Below are 20,342 nucleotides of genomic sequence, written 5' to 3'. Positions count from 1 at the left end.
GATTCGTGCATTCCTTGTCAGCGCGCGGCGGGTGCCGCATGCGGGGTTTCTTCTTCGCCGCCGGTGCCCAGCAGCCGGTCGAGCTCGGCGGCCGCGCGATGCGCGTCGGCCACGGCAAGCAGGTGCTGGTTGCGAACCTGGAACAGCGTTCGCTGCGCATCGAGCGCCTCGAGAAAGCTGAACTTGCCGAGCTCGAAGCCTCTGGCGGCGGCCTTGTAGGCGGCTTCAGCGCCGGGCAGCGCATCGCGCTGCAAGGTCTGGGCGGTGGCACGCGCCGAGCGCAAGCGTTCAGTGGCCTGCGCGACGTCGGCGCCCAACTGCAGTTCGGCCGCGGCGAGTTCGTCGCGCGCCTTCTCTTCGCGGCTCAGTGCCTCGGCCACATTGCCGCGGTTGGTGTCGAAGATCGGCAGCGGCACCGACAGGCCCACCACGACCTGGTTGCGGTCGCTGCTGCCCATGCCCTCATCGGCGGGCACGCGCTTCGCACCCAGCGACACGGTGACATCGGGTACGCGCCGGGCCTGTTCCAGGTCTGACAGCGCCTGGCGCCGCTCGACCTCGAGCCGCGCCTGGCGCAGCACCGGCGCCGCGGAAAGCCGGCTCTCCACATTCCCCGCCGCAGCCGGCAGCCGGTCGAGCGCGCCGTCCGCCTGCGTGAAGCGCGGGTTCGGGTTGCCCCAGAGCGCAGCCAGCTGCTGGCGTGCCGAACGCAGCGCGCCTTCGGCCTGCAGCAGCTCGACGCGGATGCCGGCCTCGGCCACGCGCGCGCGGCTTTCTTCCAGCGGCGAGACCTTGCCGGCCGCCACGCGGTTGGCGGCGGCGCGGGTGGCCGCCTCCGCAAGCCCCACCGAGTCCTGCGCCAGGCGCAGGCGCTCCTGCGCAGCCAGCACTTCGAAGAACAGCGTGATCGCCGATGCGCGCAGCTCGGAACGCCGCGCGAGCAGCGCCGAGGCGGCCTGGTCGCGCGCACGCTCGGCCGCCGTCACGCGGGCCGCGCGCTTGCCGCCCAGCTCGATGGGCTGGCTCAGCTGCAGCGTGGTGGTGCGGTTGCCGCGGCGCAGGTCTTCCACCTGCGCCTCGAGCACCGGGTTGGGCCATGCACCGGCCTGCACCAGGGCCGCATCGGTGGCTTCCCGCTCGCGCGAGGCGGACGAAAGCCCGGGGTTGAACTGCTGTGCGAGCGCCAGCGCGCTGCGCAGGTCGAGCGGGCCGGCGGGCTCCGCCGTTCCCGCGGCCGTGTGCCGGATCGGCGAAAGGTGGGAACCGGCAATGGGTTGTGAAAATGCCGGGGGCACCGCCAAGGCCATCACGGCCAGCGGCACGAAGAGCGTGCGCATCGAATTCTCCTGGGTTGCAAAACAACGGACGGACGAATTCGGCGAGAGCTCAGCTGATGTCGGGTATCAGGGGGATGGGTTGTTCTCTCGCCGAATCAAAGGGCGAGAGGCCATGCGGGAGGCACGGGCACTTCGGTGATGTGCGAGATGAAATGTTCGGCGGTCACGGCGCGCAGCGCCTGCGCCGTCGGCAGCAGCGCATGCGCGCGATCGGAAGCCGAGGGCAGGTGTTGGGCCTGGCCCAGGTGGCAGGCGGCGCAATCGCCGAGCGCGGTGTTGGGCTGGTTGCCGGGGCTGTTCTGCGCGTCGTCGGTGCGGGAGCTGCCCGCGCTGCGGTCCGGCTCGTGCTCGTGATGGCCCCAGTGGCGCGGCTGGGCATCGCGCTCGTGCTGGCAATAGGCGGCAGATGCCGCCCAGCTGAACTGGAACGGCAGCAGAAGCAGCAGGAAGATCGGGAGCCAGCGGCGCATGGAGCAAAAAGTATATCGGCGGCACGTGGCATGCCGGTCTGCAATGCCCCCGCGGTTTGCAGGTTGCGCGCAATGTAAGACGAACGCGCCGGGCTTTGTCCGTCGCCTGGATTACGAATTCGTAACCTCCACGGGCCCTGTCCCATCGTTAACATCCGTCGATGCGAATTCTGGTCATTGAAGACGAGCCCAAGCTGGGCGACTACCTGAAGAAGGGCCTGGAAGAGAACGGCTACGTGGTCGACATCGCGCGCGACGGCATCGAAGGCCGCTACCTTGCCACCGAGGGCGACTACGCGCTGGTCCTGCTCGACGTGATGCTTCCCGGCATCGATGGCTTCGCGGTGCTGCAGGCGATCCGGCGCACCAGCAACGTGCCCGTGCTGGTACTCACCGCGCGCGACAAGGTCGAAGACCGGGTCAACGGCCTGCAGCAAGGCGCCGACGACTACCTCGTCAAGCCCTTTTCCTTTTCCGAACTGCTGGCGCGCATCCAGGCCCTGCTGCGCCGCGGCAAGCCGCAGGAGTCCACCGTGCTGCGGCTGGCCGATCTGGAGCTCGACCTGGCCAGCCGCAAGTGCTTTCGCAACCGCACGCGGCTGGACCTCACGGCCAAGGAGTTCACGCTGCTGGTGGTGCTGCTGCGCCGCCGCGGGCAGATACTTTCGCGCAGCACGCTGGCCGAGCAGGTGTGGGAGATGAACTTCGACAGCGACACCAACGTGGTCGAGGTGGCCATCCGCAGGCTGCGCAGCAAGATCGACGATCCGTTCGACGTCAAGCTGCTGCACACGGTGCGCGGCATGGGCTACGTGCTCGAGGATCGTTCCTGGTCGTGAGCCCGGCACGGCCGCATTCGATCCGCAACCGGCTCACCTCCTGGTTTGCCGCGCAGGCCTTCTTCTGCCTCAGCGTGGCCTGCCTCGCGGTCTACCTGGTGACGGCGTGGAGCTTCGGCGAGAAGCAGGACGCCGAGCTCGACCACAAGGCGCAGCTGGTGCGGCACCTGCTCGAGGAAGGCGAGAAGGACGGTGATCTCTCGTTCCTGCGCCACAAGCTGGAGGATTTCTTCTCGCTGCAGGACGACGTCGGCCTGTCGATCGCGCGGCAGTCCGACGGCAGTGTTTTCTTTCGCTCGGCACCGCCCGCGGGCGGGCGCTGGATCCAGCGCGACTTCGTGTACACGTGGGGCCAGGCGGGCGGTGGCACGCCGCTTTCGATCCGCATCGGCATCGACGTGGCAAGGGACGTGGTGCTGCTGCGCCGGCTTGCATGGACGCTGCTTGCGGCCGCCGTGCTGGGCACGCTGCTGGTGTCGCTGACCGGCGCGCATCTGGTGCGGCGCGGGCTGCGGCCGCTCGAGGCGCTGGCCGAACGCACCGCCGCATTGACGCCCGACCACATCAACCGGCCCATCGACGCATCGGCGTTCGCGCGGGAACTGCACCCGTGGATCACGCAGTTCAATGCCCTGCTGCTGCGCGTGCAGAAGGCCTATGTGCAGCTCGAATCGTTCAATGCCGACGTCGCGCACGAGCTGCGCACGCCGCTCGCCAACCTGGTCGGCTCCACCGAGCTTGCGCTGTCACGCCCACGGCCGAACGACGAACTGCAGGCCGTTCTCGCCTCCAATCTCGAGGAAGTCGGCAGGCTCTCGGGCATCGTGACCGACATGCTCTTTCTCTCGCAGGCCGAGCGCGGCGCGCCGCTGCGCGTCAAGGCCGGCACGAGCCTGGCCGCGCAGGCGCGCGACGTGATCGACTTCCACGACGCCATGCTCGAGGAGGCCGGGCTCGCGGCCGTTGTCACGGGGGAGGCCGTGGCGGACGTCGACGCGTCCCTGGTGCGGCGAGCGCTTTCCAACCTGCTGGGCAATGCGATCCGCTTCGCGGCGCCGGCGTCGCGCATCGGCATCGAAATCGGCACGGGCCCGGACGAAGCCACGCTCACCGTCGTGAACCGCGGCGCCCCGATCGCGGCCGAGACGCTGCCGCGCCTGTTCGAGCGCTTCTACCGCGCCGACCCCGCACGCGACAGGTCGGCGCGCCACCACGGCCTGGGGCTCTCGATCGTGGAGGCCATTGCACGCATGCATGGCGGCCGCGTGTTCGCCTCCAGCGCGAACGGCGAGACCCGCATCGGCTTCGCGGTGCCGCTCGCGCGCTGACGGCGCATCACGGCTTGGCGCGCGCCTCGGCCTCTTCGGCCTTGGCGGGAGCCTTGGCTCGCCCCATCACCAGGTTGATCAGCGGCCCCGTCATCGCGGTGGTGGCGAGCGCCATCACCAGCAGCATGGTGAAGAGCTCGGGGCCGATCAGGCCCACGTCGAGTCCGATCTTCATCACGATGAGTTCCATCAGGCCGCGCGCATTCATCAGCGAGCCGGTGGCCAGGCTGTCGCGCCAGCCGTAGCCGGCGATGCGCGCGCCGGCCGCGCCGCCGGCGATCTTGCCGACGGTGGCAACAGCCACGATCAGCAGCATCGCACCCAGGCTCGCGCCGGAGAAGGCATTCGCCGTGGTGCCCAGCCCGGCGAGGGCGAAGAACAGCGGCATCAGCACGACGATGGAAATCGGCTCGATGCGTTCGCTCAGCGAGCGCAGCAGGCGGTCGTCGCGCGGCAGGCAGGCGCCGAACAAAAAGGCACCGAACACCGCATGCAGATGCAGCCATTCGGTCAGCAGCGCGGTGACCAGCAGGCCGATCATGAGCGAGGCCATCACCGTGGTCGAAGGCTCGCCATCGGGCGCCTTCACGCGCAGCAGCCAGGCAAAGGCCGGCTTCAGGCCGAAAAACAGCAAGGCAAGCATGACGGCCACGCCGGCCGTGATCTTGATGAGGCCGGCGTAGCCCTCGCCCGCGCCAACCAGGGCCACCACGAAGGCCAGCAGGATCCAGGCGAACACGTCGACCACCGCGGCGGCGCTGAGCGAAAGCTGGCCGAAGGAGGTGCGCGTCATGCCGCGGTCCTTGAGGATGCGCGCCATGACCGGAAAGGCCGTGATGGAGAGCGCCGCCGCCATGAACAGCGCGAAGGGCCAGAAAGCGACGCCGGCCGGCGCAAGCGTGGGATACAGCGCCGGCGAGACCGCAAGGCCCAGCGCCATCGGCACGATCACGCTGAGCACGCCCACGGCGCCCGCCGCCTTGAGCTGCGAGCGCATGTTCCGCGAGGCGCGCAATTCCAGGCCGACGACGAACATGAACAGCACCAGCCCCACCGTCGACAGCGACGAAAGGCCTTGCAGCAGGTCCTTGGAGAACAGCTGCGCGTGCAGCGACGGAAAGAGCGCGCCCATGACCGCCGGCCCGAGCATGAGCCCCGCGGCCATTTCGCCCACGACGCTGGGCTGGCCCACATGGCGAAGCACCCAGCCGCAGATGCGCGCAGTGGTGAGGATGACGACGAGCTGCAGCAGCAGCGAGGTGACGGACATGGACGAAATGGCGGTGACGGGTATCGCCCGATCTTAGTTTGCCCCGCGCGTGCCGCTCAGTCGGTCTTCGGAGAGCGCATCAGCCGCAATCCGTTGGCCACCACCAGCAGGCTCGCGCCCATGTCGGCGAACACGGCCATCCACATGGTGGCGCTGCCGAACACCGCGAGCACGAAGAACACGGCCTTGATGCCGAGCGCCAGCGTGATGTTCTGCCACAGCACCGCATGCGTGCGGCGCGAGAGGCGGATGGTTTCGGGCAGGCGCCGCAGGTCGTCGTTCATGATGACCACGTCGGCCGCCTCCATGGCGGTGTCGGTGCCGGCGCCGCCCATCGCAAAGCCGATGTCGGCCTGCGCGAGCGCGGGTGCATCGTTGATGCCGTCGCCCGCCATGCCGGCCATGCCGTGGCGCTGCTGCAGCGCCTTGATGGCCTCGAGCTTCTCCTCTGGCAGCAGGTTGCCGCGCACGTCGTCGATGCCCGCGTGCATGCCGATCGCCCTGGCCGTGGCGGCGTTGTCGCCGGTCAGCATCACGGGCGTGACGCCCAGCGCGCGCAGCTCGGCCATGGCCGCCTGCGAGGAGGGCTTGATGGTGTCGGCCACCGCGAACAGCGCCAGCACGGCCTGGCCGGAGGCCAGCAGCGTGACGGTGCGCCCCGCTTCCTCGTGCTGCTTCAGCTCGGCCTCGAGCGCGGGACTGCACAGCCCCTTCTCTTCGATCAGGCGGTGGTTGCCAAGCACATAGCTGCGGCCTTCGTGCTCGGCCTGCACGCCGCGTCCGGGCAGGGCCCTGAAGTCGCCGACCGGCTGGTGCTCGCGATCCAGGCCTTCGGCAATGGCCTTCGACACCGGATGGTCGGAGCGGCCCGCGATGCTCGCGGCAATCGCAAAGACCGCAGCTTCATCCGATGCGCGGTCGAGCAGGCGCGATGCGACCAGCTTGGGCTTGCCTTCGGTGATGGTGCCCGTCTTGTCGAGCGCCACGGCCTTGAGCCTGCGCGCCTCTTCGAGGTAGGTGCCGCCCTTGATCAGGATGCCGCGCCGCGCGGCCGAAGCCAGCGCGCTCACCACCGTGACGGGTGTCGAGATGACGAGTGCGCACGGGCACGCGATGACCAGCAGCACCAGCGCCTTGTAAATGGCCTCGGTCCAGCTCCAGCCCATGAGCCAGGGCGTGAGCAGCGCAACGGCAACGGCCAGCACGAAGACCGCGGGCGTGTAGACGGCCGCAAACCGGTCGACGAAGCGTTGCGTGGGCGCGCGCGTGCCCTGTGCCTCTTCGACCGCATGGATGATGCGGGCGAGCGTGGTGTTGGCCGCCACCGCGGTCACGCGGAATTCGAGTGCGGCCGTCTGGTTGATGGTGCCCGCGAACACCGGATCTCCCACCATCTTGTCGACCGGGATGCTCTCGCCCGTGACCGGCGCCTGGTCGATGGCGCTCGCGCCCTCGGTCACCACGCCGTCCAGCGGCACGCGTTCGCCGGGCCGGATGCGCACCACGGCATCGAGCGCCACCGCATCGGCCTTGGCAGTCTTCCAGCTGCCGTCGGGCTGCCTGACCTCGGCCAGCTCGGGCGCCAGCGCCAGCAGGCCCTGGATGGCGTTGCGGGCGCGGTCGACGGCGCGCGCCTCGATCAGTTCGGCAATGGCATAGAGCGCCATGACCATCGCGGCCTCGGGCCAGTGCCCGATCAGGAAAGCGCCCGTGACCGCCGCGGCCATCAGCGCGTTGATGTTCAGGCGCCCGCGCAGCAGCGCGGCAAAGCCCTTCTTGTAGGTGTCGAGGCCGGCCAGCGCGATGGCTGCGAGCGCGAGCCCCATCTCCGCCGCCATGAACCCGGCGCCCTCCAGTGCGAGGAAGGAAACCGCCTCGGCCGCGATGGCCAGCGCCAGCGCGGCAATGAGGCGCACGAGGCCGCTGCCCATGCCCACGATGCCTGCAGGAGCAGTGGCTGCCTGTGCGCCGGCAGCCGGGCTGCCTGCCGCATCGTTCAGCGGTTCGGGCTTGAAGCCGGCCTTGCGGATGGCGTCGAGTGCACCGGCCATGGCACCGTCGTCGGCCGTGATGGCCATCGTGCGGTCGCCGAGCCGAAAGCGCAGCCCCCGCACACCCGCGACCGGTTCGAGCGCGCGGCGGATCTCGGACTCTTCGACCGCGCAGTCCATCGTGGGAATGCGGAAGAGCAAGGCGCCCTTCGGGATGTCGGCAGCAGGCATGGCGACGGCCGGCGAGCCGCAGGCCGGGTTGCCGCAGCAGGCCGTTTCGGGAGCGGCCTGCGCATGGGAGTGGGCATGCGGCGCCATCGGTTTCAGGGCATTCTGGTTCGTCATGAAGCCGATTGGAAACCCTGAAGCAGGTGTAGAGTCAAACGACGATTCCTCCACTTCATTCTTGCCGCATCATGAAAATCGGAGAACTGGCCAAGGCCGCGAACACGCCGGTCGAAACCATCCGGTACTACGAGCGCGAGCAGCTGCTGCCCGAGCCCGCGCGCACCGAGGGCAACTACCGCATCTACGACGACGAGCATGCGCAGCGGCTGGGCTTCATCCGCCGCTGCCGTTCGCTGGACATGACGCTCGACGAGATCCGCAGCCTGCTGAGGTTCCGCGATGCACCGCAGGAAGACTGCGGCGAGGTCAACCAGCTGCTGGACGACCACATCGGCCACGTGGCCGCGCGCATCCGCGAGCTCAAGACGCTGGAGAAGCAGCTGAAGGCACTGCGCCAGCAATGCTGCGGCTCCGAATCGGCGCGCAACTGCGGCATCCTGCAGGAGCTGGACACCGCCGCACCGGCCACCGAGCCGTTCGGGCAGCACGCGGGGCATGTGCATGGGCCGCTGCACAACGCGGCGGCGAAGCGTTCGGCTTGAGGAACAGGAGGGCCCTCCAGCCCGGTCACTTCCCGACCAGCTGCGTCAGCTTCTCCGCCTCGAAGCTCTCGTCGCGCGCCGCGTCGCAGGGCACGCAGTCCTTGGTGCCCGGCTGCGACGACAGCTTCTCGATGGCCTGCCACAGCAGCGCGATCTGGTGTTCCTGGCTCGCGGCACTGTCGATCAGCCCGCGCATCGCCAGGCTCAGCGGGTCGTCGTCCTGCGTGATGCCGTAGGCGGAGAACTTCTGCGGCGCGGCCACATCGGCGCTCTCGCCGGCCTTCGACGGGATGATGCGTGCGGGAATGCCCACCGCAGTCGCCCCTGCGGGCACCGGCTTGATGACCACCGCGTTGCTGCCGATCTTCGCGCCGTCGCCGACGACGAAACCGCCCAGCACCTTGGCCCCCGCGCTCACCACCACGTTGCGCCCCAGCGTCGGATGCCGCTTGGTGCCCTTGTAGAGCGAGGTGCCGCCCAGCGTCACGCCCTGGTAGATGGTGCAGCCGTCGCCGATCTCGGCGGTCTCGCCCACCACCACGCCCATCGCATGGTCGAAGAACACCCGTTCGCCGATCTTGGCGGCCGGATGGATCTCGATGCCCGTGAGCCCGCGCGCCACGTGCGCGATGAAGCGGGCCGGCCACTTGAAACCGTGCGTCCAACAGGCATGCGCCCAGCGGTGCAGCACCACGGCATGGAAGCCGGGATAGACCGTGATCACTTCCCAGGCGCTGCGCGCGGCCGGGTCGCGTTCGAGGATGCACCGGATGTCGGCGCGCAGTCGAGAGAACATCGCTGCCTTTTGTCGTTATATCGATATGGGGACGGCAGTCTAAAGCCCGGGTTCTTCGCGTACGAACGATGGGGGTTTTAGCCGTTGCGGGGCGTCCGGGCCGCATCGGCCATCGCCTTGGCGATGCCGCGCAGGATGTGGATTTCTTCCGGCGTGGGCTGGGCGCGGTTGAAAAGCTGCTGCAGCCGCGGCATCAGCTTCTTGGGCGCCGCCGGGTCCAGAAAGCCGATCTCCACCAGCGAACGCTCCCAGTGGTCGAGCATGCCGGCCACGGCCTTGGCATCGGCCGCCTCGATGGGCGCCGTGGCATCGCGCACCTCGTAGCCGCCCAGGGCAAGCCGCCATTCGTAGGCCACCACCTGGATCGCGGCCCCGAGGTTGAGCGAGCCGAACTTCGGATCGGTCGGAATGCTCAGCGCCACGTTGCAGCGGTAGACATCCTCGTTGCGCATGCCGAAGCGCTCGGAGCCGAACAGGAAGGCCACGTGCTGCTCCCCCTGCTTCGCGAGCGGCTCCAGGTGCTCCCGGGGCGTACGGGTGGGCGGTCCGAAGTCGCGCGGGATCATGGCGGTGGCGCACAGGTGGGTGACGCCGTCGAGCGCATCGTCGAGCGTCTCGACGATGCGGGCGTTGGTCAGGACGTCGAGGGCGCCGCTCGCGCGCTGGATGGTTTCCTCGCGCCGCAGCACGTTGGCCCATCGGGGCGCGACCAGCACCAGGTCGTCGAAACCCATGGTTTTCATGGCGCGGGCGGCGGCGCCCACATTGCCGGCGTGGCTGGTCTGGATCAGGATGAAGCGGGTGCGCATGGCGGGTTGGGAGACACTAACGGGCGGAGCCGGTAAAATGCCTGATTCTCGCCGCCCGCATCGCCGGACCGCAGGGTCGCCTCTAGGGGACCTACCCCACCGTTCTTCTCACAATCCAGAATGTCGTCCCCCAACCTGCATCCCATGCTCAATGTGGCCGTCAAGGCCGCACGCGCCGCCGGCGCCATCATCAACCGCGCCGCCCTCGACGTCGAGGCCGTGCGCATCTCGCAAAAGCAAGTCAACGACTTCGTCACCGAAGTCGACCACGCCAGCGAGCAGGTCATCATCGAAACGCTGCTTGGCGCGTATCCGGGGCACGGCATCCTGGCCGAGGAATCGGGCACCCAGCATGGCGCCCAGGATTCCGAGTACGTCTGGATCATCGATCCGCTCGACGGCACCACCAACTTCATCCACGGCTTCCCGGTCTACTGCGTGTCCATCGCGCTCGCGGTGCGCGGCAAGATCGAGCAGGCGGTCATCTACGACCCGAGCCGCAACGACCTGTTCACCGCCACCAAGGGCCGTGGCGCCTACATGAACGAGCGCCGCATCCGCGTGTCCAAGCGCACCCGGCTCAGCGAATGCCTGGTGTCCACGGGCTTTCCGTTCCGCAGCGGCGACAACTTCAAGCAGTACCTGGCCATCATGGCCGACATGATGCCCCGCATGGCGGGCCTGCGCCGCCCCGGCGCCGCGGCGCTCGACCTGGCCTACGTGGCGGCCGGCTTCACCGACGGCTTCTTCGAGACCGGCCTGAACCCCTGGGACGTGGCCGCGGGTTCGCTGCTGGTCACCGAGGCCGGCGGCCTGATCGGCAACTTCACGGGCGAGCCCGACTTCCTGGAACAGCGCGAATGCCTGGCCGGCGCACCGCGCATCTACGGCCAGCTGGTGCCGCTGCTCGCCAAGTACTCCAAGTTCGCGGGCATCGACGACAAGATGCGCGCCAGCGACCGCGTGCGCGCCGTGTCGGCCGCCGCGCGGCCCGGTGCCGACGAATCGGTCGACCTCTACGCCCGCAGCACCGTCACCGACCTGACGGCCGCGCCGCTCGACGGCGAGGCGCCCGCTCCCGCCGCCGCACCGGCCGCGCCCGTGCAGCGCAAGCTCACGCGCGTGCGCCGCGACGCGCCTGCAGGCGGCTCCTCCGAAGGCGACGCTTCCGCCAAGTGATGCAGGGGCCAGGTGCCGCCCTCCGGTTCCGTGCGGCGCTGCGCATTGCGCTGAGCCAGTACGTCGCCAGCGGCCTCACGGTCGCGCTCGGCCTGCTCGTCATCTCGGCTGGCGTGCACCTGTGGCTCGGCGCCATCGCGGCCTCCACTGCCGCGGTGGGCGTGATCGTCACGGCCCCGCCCGACCTGCCCGGCCCGCGCCGCGGCAAGTTCTTCCAGATGCTGCCGGCCCCGCTGATCGGGCTGCCGCTGTTCTTCTTCGTGCAGCTGCTGCACGCCGCGCCGATCCGCCTGGGCCTGGTGCTGGTGCCCGCCACCTTCGTCGCCTTCCTGGCCATGGCATGGGGCAAGCGGGGCATTCCCATCGCCATCGCGGTGATGTTCTCGATGATCTTCTCGATGGCCACGCCCGCACCCAGCGGCATGGCCGAGGCGCTCGAGCGCACCTGGCACTTCGGGCTGGGCGCCGGGCTCTACGTGATCTGGGCCACGCTCGCCAACCATGCGCTGAATTCGCGCTTCCGCGTGCAGTCGGTCTCGGACGTGCTGTATTCGCTGGCCGCGCTGATGCGCACCGAGGCCAGCCAGTTCACGCCGCGCGACGACACCAGCGACATCCGCGAAACCCCCGCGCCCCTGCTGGGCCGGCTGCTGCGCGAACAGGCCGCGCTGGCCGACCAGCTGCAGGCCACGCGCGACATCGTGCTCGAATCGCCGCGCACGCCGCGCCGTCAGCGGCTCGCCGCCATGCTGGTGATCGTGCTCGAGATGCGCGACCAGCTGCTCGCGAGCGAGCTCGACCTGGACGCGCTCAAGAGCCATCCCGCGCATGCCCAGGCCCTCATCGAGATGCGCCGGGTGCTCGAGGAACTGGCCGACGACACCACGGCACTCGGCGACGCGCTGCTGATGGGCCGCGAGCCCGAAGTGGTGGCCGACCGGCGGCCGCGGCTCGCGTCGATCCATCTGCCGGGCGAGGACCATGCGCCGAGCCACGGCCTGCCGGGCCCGAACGCCGCCATGCTCGCGCGCGGCCTGGCCAGCCGCATCGGCCACATCAACGACGAGGTGCTGCGCCTGTCGGCCATGGCGCGCGGCGATGCCGAGCCCAACCTTGCGGTGGTGCGCGCCAACTGGCAGATGTTCGTGAGCCCGACCGACTGGTCGCTGCGGCCCTTTCTCACGCTGTGGCGCTGGGACGCGCCGCCGCTGCGCCACGCCATTCGCGCGGCACTGGCCATTGCGGCCGGCTACGCCATTGCGGTGTCGCTGCCCTGGGGTTCGCACGACTACTGGATCCTGCTGACCATCGTGGTGGTGCTGCGCGGCAGCCTTTCGCAGACGCTGGAGCGGCGCAACAGCCGCGTCGCCGGTACGCTGCTGGGCAGCGTGCTCGCGGTGGGCCTGCTCTCGGCGCATCCGTCGCCGCTCGCGCTGCTGGTCATCCTCACGGTGGCGCAGGCCATCGCCCACAGCTTTGCGGTGCGGCGCTACCTGATCACGGCGGTGGCGGCCACGGTGCTGGGCCTGGTGCAGGCGCACATGCTCAACACCGGCGCCGCGCCCATCTTCGCGCTGTTCGAGCGCATTGCCGACACGCTGATCGGCGCCGCGCTGGCCTGGGGCTTCTGCTATGTGCTGCCCTCGTGGGAGCGCGGGCAGATTCCGGCGCTGGTGGCGCGCACGCTCACCGCGCAGGCGCGCCATGCGCGGCTGGCGCTCGGCCTGGGCCAGCTGCAGGCCATCGACAGCAGCCCCGAGCTCGAATGGCGGCTCGCGCGCCGCGAGGCCTACGACAGCCTCTCGGCCCTGGTGCAGGCGACGCAGCGCTCGCTGTCGGAGCCGCGCGCGGTGCAGCCGCCACTGGAGCCGCTCGAACACCTGCAGGCGCACAGCTACCAGTTGCTTGCGCAGCTCAGCGCCGTCAAGTCGATGCTCGTACTGCGGCGCGACCGGCTCACGGCCGCCGAGATCGAAGGCCCGCTCGCGCGCACCGCGCAGCGCATCGAGGCCGCCATCGGCAGCGCGCCGACCACCGGCCCCTCGCTGCCCGAAAGCACCGGCTCCACCACCGTGGGCGGCCCGATTCCCCTGCCCGACCCGTTCGACAACGACATCAGCCCCTGGCTGCTGCGCCGGCTCGATCTGGCCACGGCACTTTCGACGCAGCTGCGCGACGACGCGGCGCGCATTCTTCAACACCTGGACGAGACAACAGACGCAGCAACGACCCCCGCCTGATGACCCAAGAGATACTTGCCCACCCCTGGTTCGGCACCTGGATTGCCGTTCTCGTCGCCGTCCCGCTCGCTCTTCTGGTCCACCGCATCGGCGGTCTCGTGCTGAAACGGATCACCCGCCCCGCGCCCGCGGTGCACGCGATGGTGATCAACTGCAACGCACCGGCGCGGCTGGTACTGCCGCTGTTGGCGCTGCTGCTCATCTTCCAGGCGGCACCCGAGGACCTGCGCTTTCTCGGCAGCGTGCGGCATTTCAACGGCCTGCTGCTGATTGCCGCGACCACCTGGCTCGCGGTGAGGGCCATCAGCGGCTTTGCCGACGGCGTGCTCGCGCAGCATCCGTCCGACATCGCCGACAACCTGCAGGCGCGCCGCGTGCTCACGCAGACGCGCGTGCTTGCGCGCACGGCCATGTCGGTGGTTCTGGTGGCCGGCGGCGCGATGATGCTCATGACCTTTCCGGGCGCGCGCCAGGTCGGCGCCAGCCTGCTGGCCTCCGCCGGCGTGATCGGCATCGTGGCCGGCCTGGCCGCCAAGCCGGTGTTCAGCAACCTGATTGCCGGGCTGCAGATTGCGCTGGCCCAGCCGATCCGCATCGACGACGTGCTGGTGGTCGAAGGCGAATGGGGCCGCGTCGAGGAGATCACGGGCACCTTCGTGGTGCTCAAGATCTGGGACGACCGGCGCCTGATCCTGCCGCTCAGCTACTTCATCGAGAAGCCGTTCCAGAACTGGACGCGCCATTCGGCGCAGCTGCTCGGCTCGGTCTTCATCTACGTGGACTACGGCATGCCGCTGGCGCCGCTGCGCGAAGCGGCCGAGCGCATCGTGAAGGCGGCGCCCGAATGGGACGGCCGCTTCTTCAACATGCGCGTCACCGATGCGACCGAGCGCAGCATGCAGGTTCGGGTGCTGTGCACCGCCGCCACCTCGGGCCTGGCCTTCGACCTGCGCTGCACCGTGCGCGAAGGCCTCCTCGACTTCATGCAGCGCGAGTACCCGCAGTTCCTGCCGAAGATGCGCATCGAGGCCGATCCGCTCCCGGGCGCGGCGGCGGCCTGAAGCGGCGCACCGCCGCACGTCATCCGGGCACGGCGCCCGCCGGCACCGCCACCGCGCGCGCCGGAATCGGCACCGACATGACGATCGATGTGCGCGTCTCCCCCAGGTGGTTGATGCTGCTCACGAAGGCCTCGAGATGTTCGATGTCCCGGGCGACCACCTTCAGCACATAGGAGTCCTGCCCGGTGACGTGAAAGCACTCGAGCACCTCGCGCCGGCCATCGAGCAGCTTCAGCAGCCGGGCCTTGTCGGGCTGCGCGGTCGTGATGCCGATCAGCGCCGTCACCGTATAGCCCGCCTTGCGCGGCGGAACCACCGCGCGGTAGCCCTCGATCACGCCGGCCTCCTCGAGCCGCTTCACGCGCTCCGAGGTCGAGGGCACGGACAAGCCCACCTGCCGCGCCAGCGCCGTCAGCGAGGTGCGCGCGTCCTGCTGGAGCGCGTCGAGGATTTGCCAGTTCTTGGAGTCGATTTCCATGAATCTAAGGTGCAGTTGGGAATTTCACTTCCGATTTCAGGCTGGGCAGGCTGCACGCCTGAATTTCGCCATTCTCGCTATCCAGCCTGCGCCGAACAATTGCAGGCATGGACTTTTCTCTTTTCCTCAAGGCCCTGGTCATCGGGCTGTCGATCGCCGCACCCGTGGGCCCCATCGGGCTGCTCTGCATCCAGCGCACGCTCGCGCACGGCCGTGCCATCGGTTTTCTCAGCGGCCTCGGGGCCGCGCTGGCGGATGCGTGCTACGGCGCGATCGGCGCGTTTGGCGTGTCGGCGGTCATCTCGTCGATGGTGGCGGCGCGCGTGCCGCTGGCGATCGGCGGCGCGGCCTTCCTGGCGTGGATGGGTGTGCAGCTGCTGCGCGCACCGGCCGCCACCCAGGCCCGCACCGCTCAGGACGCCGCCACGCCGCTCAAAGCCGTGCTGTCGGTGTTCATGCTCACCCTCGCGAACCCGATGACGATCCTGTCCTTCGTCGCGGTGTTCGCGTCGATCGGCACCGGGCATGCGAGCGGCAGCAGCAGCGCTGCCGTGACGATGGTGACGGGCGTTTTCCTCGGGTCGGCCATGTGGTGGCTGGGCCTCTCTACCGTGGTGTCGATGGTGCGGCACAAGCTCGGTGCGCGGGTGCTCCAGTCCATCAACCGGCTGTCGGGCGTGCTGTTGCTGGGCTTTGCCGTGTTTCAGCTCTCGGCGCAGCTGTCGCGCTGATCCACATGCCGGCGCCGCCGCAGCGGCGGGCGCTGGAGGTTCGTGAAGGCCCGCAGCAGCCACTCCGCCGGGCCGTAGGCGAAGCGCTGCATCCACCAGTGGCTCAGCGCCAGGTTGCCCGCGAAGATCGCGAACGCGACCGCGAATGTCGCCAACGGCCCGACCGTTCCGATCCAGCGCAGCCCGTAGGCCAGAAAGATCCACGCGCAAGCCGCCGATTGCAGCAGGTAGTTCGACAGCGCCATGCGCCCCGCCGGCGCCAGCAGCCGCGCCAGCCACCGGCCGCGAGCGCTCTGGAACACGAGCAGCATGCCGGCCGCATACGCGGCCGACAGGAACGGCGCCGTCAGCAGCGTGAGCGCGAGGGCCTGGATGTCGCGCACCGGATCGCTCAGCCGCAAGGTCGGCCAGGCGTAGGCCAGCGCACCCGGCAGGCCGATGGCAAGGCCCCACCAGAACACGCGCCACCACAGTGTGCGATGCGCTTCGGCATGTGCGAGGAGCCCGCGCTTGCCGGCGATGAAGCCCGCCAGGAACATGGCCAGCGCCTCCGGCGCCTGCACCAGCGCCGTGATCCACCAGGTCTGCGAGAGGTCGCGCAGATGCTGCACCACCACCGTGGCGGGCGTGGCGCGGTAGGCGGCCAGCGCCGCGGCGGCTTCGCCGTAGGCCGCCTGCGCCGCCATCTGCATGTCCGCGTGCGTGTACATCTGGCCGACCGCGGCCCACAGCAATGAAGTGAGCAGCACCAGCACGATGGCCGTGCACGCCAGGAACACATCGCTGCGCCGCCGCAGCACGAGCAGCACGGCGCCCAGCACGGCATACGCGGTGAGGATGTCGCCGTAGTAGAGCAGCACGGCATGCGCCACGCCGAGGGCCCACAGCCCGACATGCCGCCGCACCATGCGCGGCACGAAGGGCTTGCCGTCGCGCTCGGCCGCGCGCATCTGCAGCGTGAAGCTGTAGCCGAACAGGAACGAGAACAGCAGATAGAACTTGCTCTCGAACACAAGGGCCCGCACGAACGAAGCGCCGCGGTCGGCCGGCGAGACGGCCATCGGATCGGGAATGCCCAGGCCGTAATAGGTTGACGCGAAGCTCGCGATGTTGACCACCAGGATGCCCAGCAGCGCAAAGCCGCGCAGCGCATCGACCATCTGCTGGCGTTCGCTCGGGGCGGTGTTCATGCGGGTTTCCTGACGCCGGCACTGCCCCGGTTGCCGCCCGCCGCAGCCGCGACGATGCCGCGGATCGCTTCGACCAGCAGCCGTGCGCCCTCGCCCGCTTCGCCGCCGCGCCGCACGGTAAAGCCCACCGGCCCCTCGGTGCCCGAGGTGTCGATGGCCACGCGCTTCAACGCGCCCTGTGCAATCAAGCCCTCGACGGCGCCCTGCGGCGCGAACCACACCGCATCGCAGCGCTGCAGCAGCCCGACCACGAAGCTGGTGTCCGTGGCCTCCACCAGCCGGCTGGGCAGCGCCATGCCCTGCGCGATCAGGAAGGCATCGGCCGTGTGCCGGATCAGGGTGCCCGAGACGGGCAGCACCAGCGGATGGGCGGCCAGGGCGTCGAGCCTGGGCTTGCGCCGCGCCGCGAGCGGATGGCCCGGGCGCACCACCAGCAGCAGCGGTTCGCTGTAGAGCTGTTCGAACGCCAGGTCGGCCATCGCCGAAGCCTGCGCGAGCCGGCCGAGCACGAGATCGATCTCGCCCTGGCGCAGCTGCGTCATCAGCTGCGCGTTGGTGCCGCTCACCACGCGCACGCGCAGCGCCGGATGCGATGCATACAGCTGCGCGACGGCCTCGGGCAACAGGTTGGCCGCCATGTTGGGCAGCGCGCCCACGGCCACGCGCAGCTGGTCGGCTTCGGGCTGGTCCATGGCCAGGCCCATGCCTTCGCGCAACCCGCGCAGCGCGGAGACGGCATGGCGCACCAGCACCTCGGCCGCCGGCGTGAGCTCGACGCCGCGGCGGCGGCGCAGCAGCAGCTGGCGCCCGACGATCTCCTCGAGCTCGGCAATGGTCTTGGACACCGCGGGCTGGGTGAGCGACAGGGCCTTGCCCGCGCGCACGAGGTTGCGCTCCTGCGCCACCATCACGAGGCATTGCAGGTGGCGCAGCTTGAGGCGCGCAAAGTTGTTCATGGCTGACATGGGAGGCTTCCCTGTGAGGCGGCCATCCAAATATAACCAGCTGGAATAGCTGGCAGAAGAGCTTTCAGTTGTGCGGGCCGCCTCTGCCTCCTAGAGTGCCGGCTGTACGGAGACAAGCAAACACATGACCACCGGTTTCTCGAAGAAGAACGCCCCGGGCGCATCGCGCTGCCTGGCCCTGGCCACAGCGGCTGCCTGCGCGGCGCTTTGCCTTGCGCTCGGCAGCCCGGCCGCGCATGCCGACGCGGCCTACCCCGCCAAGCCGGTGAAATTCATCACCAACTTCCCGGCCGGCGGTCCGCTCGACATTCTCGGCCGCGCGCTGGGCGACGTGCTGCAGAAAGAGTTCAAGCAGCCCTTCGTGGTCGACAACCGGCCCGGCGCCGGCGGCAACATCGGCGCCGACCTCGTGGCCAAGAGCCCGGCCGACGGCTACACGGTGCTGCTGAGCATCGACAGCACCTTCACCATCAATCCGCACCTGTATGCGTCGATGCCCTTCGCGGCAAACGCCCTGAAGCCGCTGATGATCTTCAGCTCGTCGGGCCTGAGCTTCGGCGTCGGGCCCGCCGTGAAGGCGAAGACGCTGCCGGAATTCATCGCGCAGGCCAAGGCTGAGCCCGCCACCTTCAGCTCGGCCGGCAACGGCAGCCCGGGGCATCTTGCGGCCGGCATCTTCTCGACCGCGACCGGCGCCAAGATCACCCACGTGCCCTACAAGGGCAACGCGCCGGCCGTGATGGCGCTGCTGGGCGGCGAGGTGCAGGCCGGCATCCTCGCCACGCCGGGCCTGCTGCCGCAGGTGCAGGCCGGCAAGCTGCGCGCGCTGGCCGTAACCGGCCGCCAGCGCTCGCCGCTGCTGCCCGAGGTGCCCACGGTGGGCGAACTCGGCCTGAAGGACCTGGAATTCGAGGTGCTCTACCTCGCGATGGTGCCGGCCGCCACGCCCGAGCCCGTGATGCAGGTGCTGCGCCAGTCGCTGCAGAAGGCGCTGGCGCTGCCGGAGGTCAAGGCGCGCCTGGCCTCGCTCGACATGGTGGCGCTCGGCGAGACCGGCGCCGCCGCGGCCGAGCGCCTGGCGGGCAGCCAGGCGCGCTACGGCCGCATCGTCAAGGCGACCGGGATGAAGGTGGACTGATGCCGCCCGCGCCGCGGCGCCCGCGATCGGCCTTGGGCAGCACGGCCTTTTGCACCATGCGCTCGGCCTGTGCCTGCAGGCGGCGCAGGGATTCGTCGAGGCGCGTGGCGTCCTCCTCGCCCAGGGCCCCCATCAGCTCGGCGTTGATCTTCGTGACCAGCGGAAAAAGCTCGCCGTACAGCGCCTGCCCGCTCTCGGTCAGGCCCAGCAGCACCTGCCGCCGGTCGCCCGCGCGGGCCACGCGCGAGACCAGCTGTTTTTCGACCAGCGAGCCGACCGCCTTCGAGGTGCGGGCGCGGTCGAGCTGGGCATGCTCGGCCAGTTGGGAGGAGCCCAGTTCACCGCGGCTCGCGAGCACCGCGATCAGCCGCCATTCGCGCCGCGTGATGCCGAAGCGGCCCTCGCACAGCCGGATCACCATGCCGCCCGCCACCCCGACCAGCCGCGAAAGCCGGTACAGCAGCAGGTCGTCCAGCGAACGGCGCGGCGCGGTCATTGGGGGTTAGTCCGGGGGATGGTTGATTAGATCAATCGAATGTAGCGTCTCTAAAGTCCTTCGGGATCCACAAAACCAATCCCAGAAGATCCCGGAGACACCGCCCCATGCCCATCACGCCTCTTCTTTCTTCCAGCTTCGACCGCCGCCGCGCACTCGCCGCGCTGGGCGGACTCGCCCTGGCGCCGCTCGCCCTCGATGCGCGGGCGCAGGCCTTCAGGCCCGGCCAGCCGGTCAAGGTGCTGATCGGCGTGCCCGCCGGCGGCACGCAGGACGTGCTGACGCGCGCCATCGCGCAGCAGGTGCGCGAGACGCTGGGTCCGCTCATCATCGACAACCGCGCGGGTGCGGCGGGCCGGATTGCGGCGGAAACCGTCAAGACCGCCGCGCCGGACGGCCACACCCTGCTGCTGGGCACGGCCAGCATGATGACCATGTTCCCGAGCGCGTACCGCAGCCTCTCGTACGACCCCATCAAGGATTTCGTGCCGATCATCAACGCGGCGCGCTTCGAGCTGGCCCTCACCGTGCACAAGGACGTGCCTGCCAACACGCTGGCCGAGTTCATCGCCTGGGCCAAGGCGCAGGGCGACAAGCTGAGCTTCGGCTCCTATGGCGCAGGCACGCCTTCGCACTTTCTCGGCGAGATGCTCAACCGCGCGGCCGGACTGAAGATGGTGCACGTGCCCTACCGCGGCTCCACGCCCGCGCGGCAGGACCTGATGGGCGGCACCGTGCCTGTCTACTTCGACACCGTCGGCGGTGCGCAGCAGATGCTGTCCACGGGCCGCGCGAAGGTGCTGGCCACCAGCGGCGAGAAGCGCTCGCCGCTCATGCCCAACCTGCCCTGCTTCGTCGAGGCCGGCTACAAGGACGTGGTGGCCACCGCGTGGTTTGCCTACTATGCGCCGCTCAAGACGCCGCAGCCCGTCATCGACACGCTGCGCGCCGAATTCACCCGGGCCGTCAATGCGCGCGAGGTGCGCCAGCTGCTGCTGCAGAACGGCATGTACCCGGTCGGCGACGGCAGCGAGGCGCTGCTCAAGACCATGCGCGAGGACACCGCGCGCTGGGCGGGCATCATGAAGGCCGTGAACTTCCAGGCCACCGACTGAACAACCGAACGAACGACCG

The 20,342-nt window shown here is 69.6% G+C and carries 19 protein-coding genes; 9 read left to right on the top strand and 10 right to left on the bottom strand.

The window, feature by feature from the left end; genetic code table 11:
* Window positions 1–17: 17 nt before the first annotated feature.
* Together FB547_RS24390 and czcI are read right to left on the bottom strand one after the other, a co-directional pair.
* A complete protein-coding gene (locus FB547_RS24390) occupies window positions 18–1,337 on the bottom strand; it encodes a TolC family protein (protein ID WP_145746231.1) in 1,320 nt (439 codons plus the stop codon).
* A 95-nt stretch (window positions 1,338–1,432) separates the two neighbouring features.
* Window positions 1,433–1,807, bottom strand: a complete 375-nt coding sequence (gene czcI, locus FB547_RS24385) for a cation efflux protein, CzcI family (protein WP_145746230.1) — start codon at window positions 1,805–1,807, stop codon at window positions 1,433–1,435.
* Window positions 1,808–1,968: 161 nt separating this feature from the next.
* On the opposite strand from czcI, the gene FB547_RS24380 reads away from it, so the two are divergent.
* Both FB547_RS24380 and FB547_RS24375 read left to right on the top strand, forming a co-directional pair.
* Entirely contained in the window at window positions 1,969–2,646 is a 678-nt protein-coding gene (locus FB547_RS24380) for a heavy metal response regulator transcription factor (RefSeq protein ID WP_145746229.1), read from the top strand.
* Window positions 2,643–3,974: a heavy metal sensor histidine kinase gene (locus FB547_RS24375; RefSeq protein WP_145746228.1), complete on the top strand. Its 1,332-nt coding sequence runs from the start codon at window positions 2,643–2,645 to the stop codon at window positions 3,972–3,974. The genes FB547_RS24380 and FB547_RS24375 overlap by 4 nt, the downstream gene beginning before the upstream one ends.
* A gap of 7 nt (window positions 3,975–3,981) precedes the next feature.
* On the opposite strand, the gene FB547_RS24370 is transcribed toward FB547_RS24375, so the two are convergent.
* Together FB547_RS24370 and FB547_RS24365 are read right to left on the bottom strand one after the other, a co-directional pair.
* A complete protein-coding gene (locus FB547_RS24370; RefSeq protein WP_145746227.1) occupies window positions 3,982–5,244 on the bottom strand; it encodes a cation:proton antiporter in 1,263 nt (420 codons plus the stop codon).
* Between the two features lie 56 nt (window positions 5,245–5,300).
* Window positions 5,301–7,580, bottom strand: coding sequence for a heavy metal translocating P-type ATPase (locus FB547_RS24365; protein ID WP_145746226.1), 2,280 nt, complete (start codon window positions 7,578–7,580; stop codon window positions 5,301–5,303).
* 71 nt (window positions 7,581–7,651) lie between these two features.
* On the opposite strand from FB547_RS24365, the gene cadR reads away from it, so the two are divergent.
* Window positions 7,652–8,125 (top strand): Cd(II)/Pb(II)-responsive transcriptional regulator, encoded by a 474-nt coding sequence (gene cadR, locus FB547_RS24360; RefSeq protein WP_145746225.1) that lies wholly within the window; start codon window positions 7,652–7,654, stop codon window positions 8,123–8,125.
* 25 nt (window positions 8,126–8,150) lie between these two features.
* Here the strand turns inward: cadR and cysE are convergent, their stop codons facing one another.
* Both cysE and FB547_RS24350 read right to left on the bottom strand, forming a co-directional pair.
* The gene (cysE, locus tag FB547_RS24355; protein WP_145746224.1) at window positions 8,151–8,921 is read right to left on the bottom strand and encodes a serine O-acetyltransferase; all 771 of its coding nucleotides are present in this window, start codon (window positions 8,919–8,921) and stop codon (window positions 8,151–8,153) included.
* Between the two features lie 77 nt (window positions 8,922–8,998).
* Window positions 8,999–9,730: an RNA methyltransferase gene (locus FB547_RS24350; protein ID WP_145746223.1), complete on the bottom strand. Its 732-nt coding sequence runs from the start codon at window positions 9,728–9,730 to the stop codon at window positions 8,999–9,001.
* Window positions 9,731–9,850: 120 nt separating this feature from the next.
* On the opposite strand from FB547_RS24350, the gene FB547_RS24345 reads away from it, so the two are divergent.
* The 3 genes from FB547_RS24345 to FB547_RS24335 are packed head-to-tail and all read left to right on the top strand — an operon-like array spanning window position 9,851 to window position 14,210.
* Window positions 9,851–10,909: an inositol monophosphatase family protein gene (locus FB547_RS24345; protein ID WP_145746222.1), complete on the top strand. Its 1,059-nt coding sequence runs from the start codon at window positions 9,851–9,853 to the stop codon at window positions 10,907–10,909.
* Window positions 10,909–13,149 (top strand): FUSC family protein, encoded by a 2,241-nt coding sequence (locus tag FB547_RS24340; protein WP_145746221.1) that lies wholly within the window; start codon window positions 10,909–10,911, stop codon window positions 13,147–13,149. The genes FB547_RS24345 and FB547_RS24340 overlap by 1 nt, the downstream gene beginning before the upstream one ends.
* Window positions 13,149–14,210, top strand: a complete 1,062-nt coding sequence (locus FB547_RS24335) for a mechanosensitive ion channel family protein (RefSeq protein ID WP_145746220.1) — start codon at window positions 13,149–13,151, stop codon at window positions 14,208–14,210. The genes FB547_RS24340 and FB547_RS24335 overlap by 1 nt, the downstream gene beginning before the upstream one ends.
* A gap of 19 nt (window positions 14,211–14,229) precedes the next feature.
* On the opposite strand, the gene FB547_RS24330 is transcribed toward FB547_RS24335, so the two are convergent.
* Entirely contained in the window at window positions 14,230–14,688 is a 459-nt protein-coding gene (locus FB547_RS24330; RefSeq protein ID WP_012748664.1) for an Lrp/AsnC family transcriptional regulator, read from the bottom strand.
* A 107-nt stretch (window positions 14,689–14,795) separates the two neighbouring features.
* Here FB547_RS24330 and FB547_RS24325 point away from each other — a divergent pair, with 107 nt between their 5' ends.
* Window positions 14,796–15,419 carry a LysE/ArgO family amino acid transporter gene (locus FB547_RS24325; protein ID WP_145746219.1) on the top strand — a complete coding sequence of 208 codons (624 nt, stop codon included), beginning with the start codon at window positions 14,796–14,798 and terminating at the stop codon, window positions 15,417–15,419.
* On the opposite strand, the gene FB547_RS24320 is transcribed toward FB547_RS24325, so the two are convergent.
* Both FB547_RS24320 and FB547_RS24315 read right to left on the bottom strand, forming a co-directional pair.
* Window positions 15,392–16,609 carry a DUF418 domain-containing protein gene (locus tag FB547_RS24320; RefSeq protein ID WP_145746218.1) on the bottom strand — a complete coding sequence of 406 codons (1,218 nt, stop codon included), beginning with the start codon at window positions 16,607–16,609 and terminating at the stop codon, window positions 15,392–15,394. The two genes, FB547_RS24325 and FB547_RS24320, sit on opposite strands and share 28 nt — an antisense overlap.
* Window positions 16,606–17,574, bottom strand: coding sequence for a LysR substrate-binding domain-containing protein (locus tag FB547_RS24315; protein ID WP_145746217.1), 969 nt, complete (start codon window positions 17,572–17,574; stop codon window positions 16,606–16,608). The genes FB547_RS24320 and FB547_RS24315 overlap by 4 nt, the downstream gene beginning before the upstream one ends.
* 124 nt (window positions 17,575–17,698) lie before the next feature.
* Between FB547_RS24315 and FB547_RS24310 the strand changes: the two genes are divergently transcribed.
* Window positions 17,699–18,712 carry a tripartite tricarboxylate transporter substrate binding protein gene (locus tag FB547_RS24310; protein ID WP_145746216.1) on the top strand — a complete coding sequence of 338 codons (1,014 nt, stop codon included), beginning with the start codon at window positions 17,699–17,701 and terminating at the stop codon, window positions 18,710–18,712.
* Here the strand turns inward: FB547_RS24310 and FB547_RS24305 are convergent.
* Window positions 18,684–19,208, bottom strand: a complete 525-nt coding sequence (locus tag FB547_RS24305) for a MarR family winged helix-turn-helix transcriptional regulator (RefSeq protein ID WP_145746215.1) — start codon at window positions 19,206–19,208, stop codon at window positions 18,684–18,686. The genes FB547_RS24310 and FB547_RS24305 overlap by 29 nt on opposite strands.
* Window positions 19,209–19,315: 107 nt before the next feature.
* Here FB547_RS24305 and FB547_RS24300 point away from each other — a divergent pair, with 107 nt between their 5' ends.
* Entirely contained in the window at window positions 19,316–20,323 is a 1,008-nt protein-coding gene (locus FB547_RS24300) for a Bug family tripartite tricarboxylate transporter substrate binding protein (RefSeq protein ID WP_145746214.1), read from the top strand.
* Window positions 20,324–20,342: the final 19 nt, after the last annotated feature.

This window comes from Variovorax beijingensis, from assembly GCF_007828835.1.
GTDB lineage: Bacteria > Pseudomonadota > Gammaproteobacteria > Burkholderiales > Burkholderiaceae_C > Variovorax > Variovorax beijingensis_A.
The sequence above is the reverse complement of the archived record's forward strand: the minus strand, read 5'-3'. Positions and strand labels throughout refer to the sequence as shown.

Coding starts and splice junctions, on each gene's coding strand:
- FB547_RS24390 (WP_145746231.1), bottom strand. CDS start 1,337: ATGCGCACGCTCTTCGTGCCGCTGGCCGTGATGGCCTTGGCGGTGCCC.
- czcI (WP_145746230.1), bottom strand. CDS start 1,807: ATGCGCCGCTGGCTCCCGATCTTCCTGCTGCTTCTGCTGCCGTTCCAG.
- FB547_RS24380 (WP_145746229.1), top strand. CDS start 1,969: ATGCGAATTCTGGTCATTGAAGACGAGCCCAAGCTGGGCGACTACCTG.
- FB547_RS24370 (WP_145746227.1), bottom strand. CDS start 5,244: ATGTCCGTCACCTCGCTGCTGCTGCAGCTCGTCGTCATCCTCACCACT.
- FB547_RS24365 (WP_145746226.1), bottom strand. CDS start 7,580: ATGACGAACCAGAATGCCCTGAAACCGATGGCGCCGCATGCCCACTCC.
- cadR (WP_145746225.1), top strand. CDS start 7,652: ATGAAAATCGGAGAACTGGCCAAGGCCGCGAACACGCCGGTCGAAACC.
- cysE (WP_145746224.1), bottom strand. CDS start 8,921: ATGTTCTCTCGACTGCGCGCCGACATCCGGTGCATCCTCGAACGCGAC.
- FB547_RS24350 (WP_145746223.1), bottom strand. CDS start 9,730: ATGCGCACCCGCTTCATCCTGATCCAGACCAGCCACGCCGGCAATGTG.
- FB547_RS24345 (WP_145746222.1), top strand. CDS start 9,851: ATGTCGTCCCCCAACCTGCATCCCATGCTCAATGTGGCCGTCAAGGCC.
- FB547_RS24340 (WP_145746221.1), top strand. CDS start 10,909: ATGCAGGGGCCAGGTGCCGCCCTCCGGTTCCGTGCGGCGCTGCGCATT.
- FB547_RS24335 (WP_145746220.1), top strand. CDS start 13,149: ATGACCCAAGAGATACTTGCCCACCCCTGGTTCGGCACCTGGATTGCC.
- FB547_RS24330 (WP_012748664.1), bottom strand. CDS start 14,688: ATGGAAATCGACTCCAAGAACTGGCAAATCCTCGACGCGCTCCAGCAG.
- FB547_RS24325 (WP_145746219.1), top strand. CDS start 14,796: ATGGACTTTTCTCTTTTCCTCAAGGCCCTGGTCATCGGGCTGTCGATC.
- FB547_RS24320 (WP_145746218.1), bottom strand. CDS start 16,609: ATGAACACCGCCCCGAGCGAACGCCAGCAGATGGTCGATGCGCTGCGC.
- FB547_RS24315 (WP_145746217.1), bottom strand. CDS start 17,574: ATGTCAGCCATGAACAACTTTGCGCGCCTCAAGCTGCGCCACCTGCAA.
- FB547_RS24310 (WP_145746216.1), top strand. CDS start 17,699: ATGACCACCGGTTTCTCGAAGAAGAACGCCCCGGGCGCATCGCGCTGC.
- FB547_RS24305 (WP_145746215.1), bottom strand. CDS start 19,208: ATGACCGCGCCGCGCCGTTCGCTGGACGACCTGCTGCTGTACCGGCTT.
- FB547_RS24300 (WP_145746214.1), top strand. CDS start 19,316: ATGCCCATCACGCCTCTTCTTTCTTCCAGCTTCGACCGCCGCCGCGCA.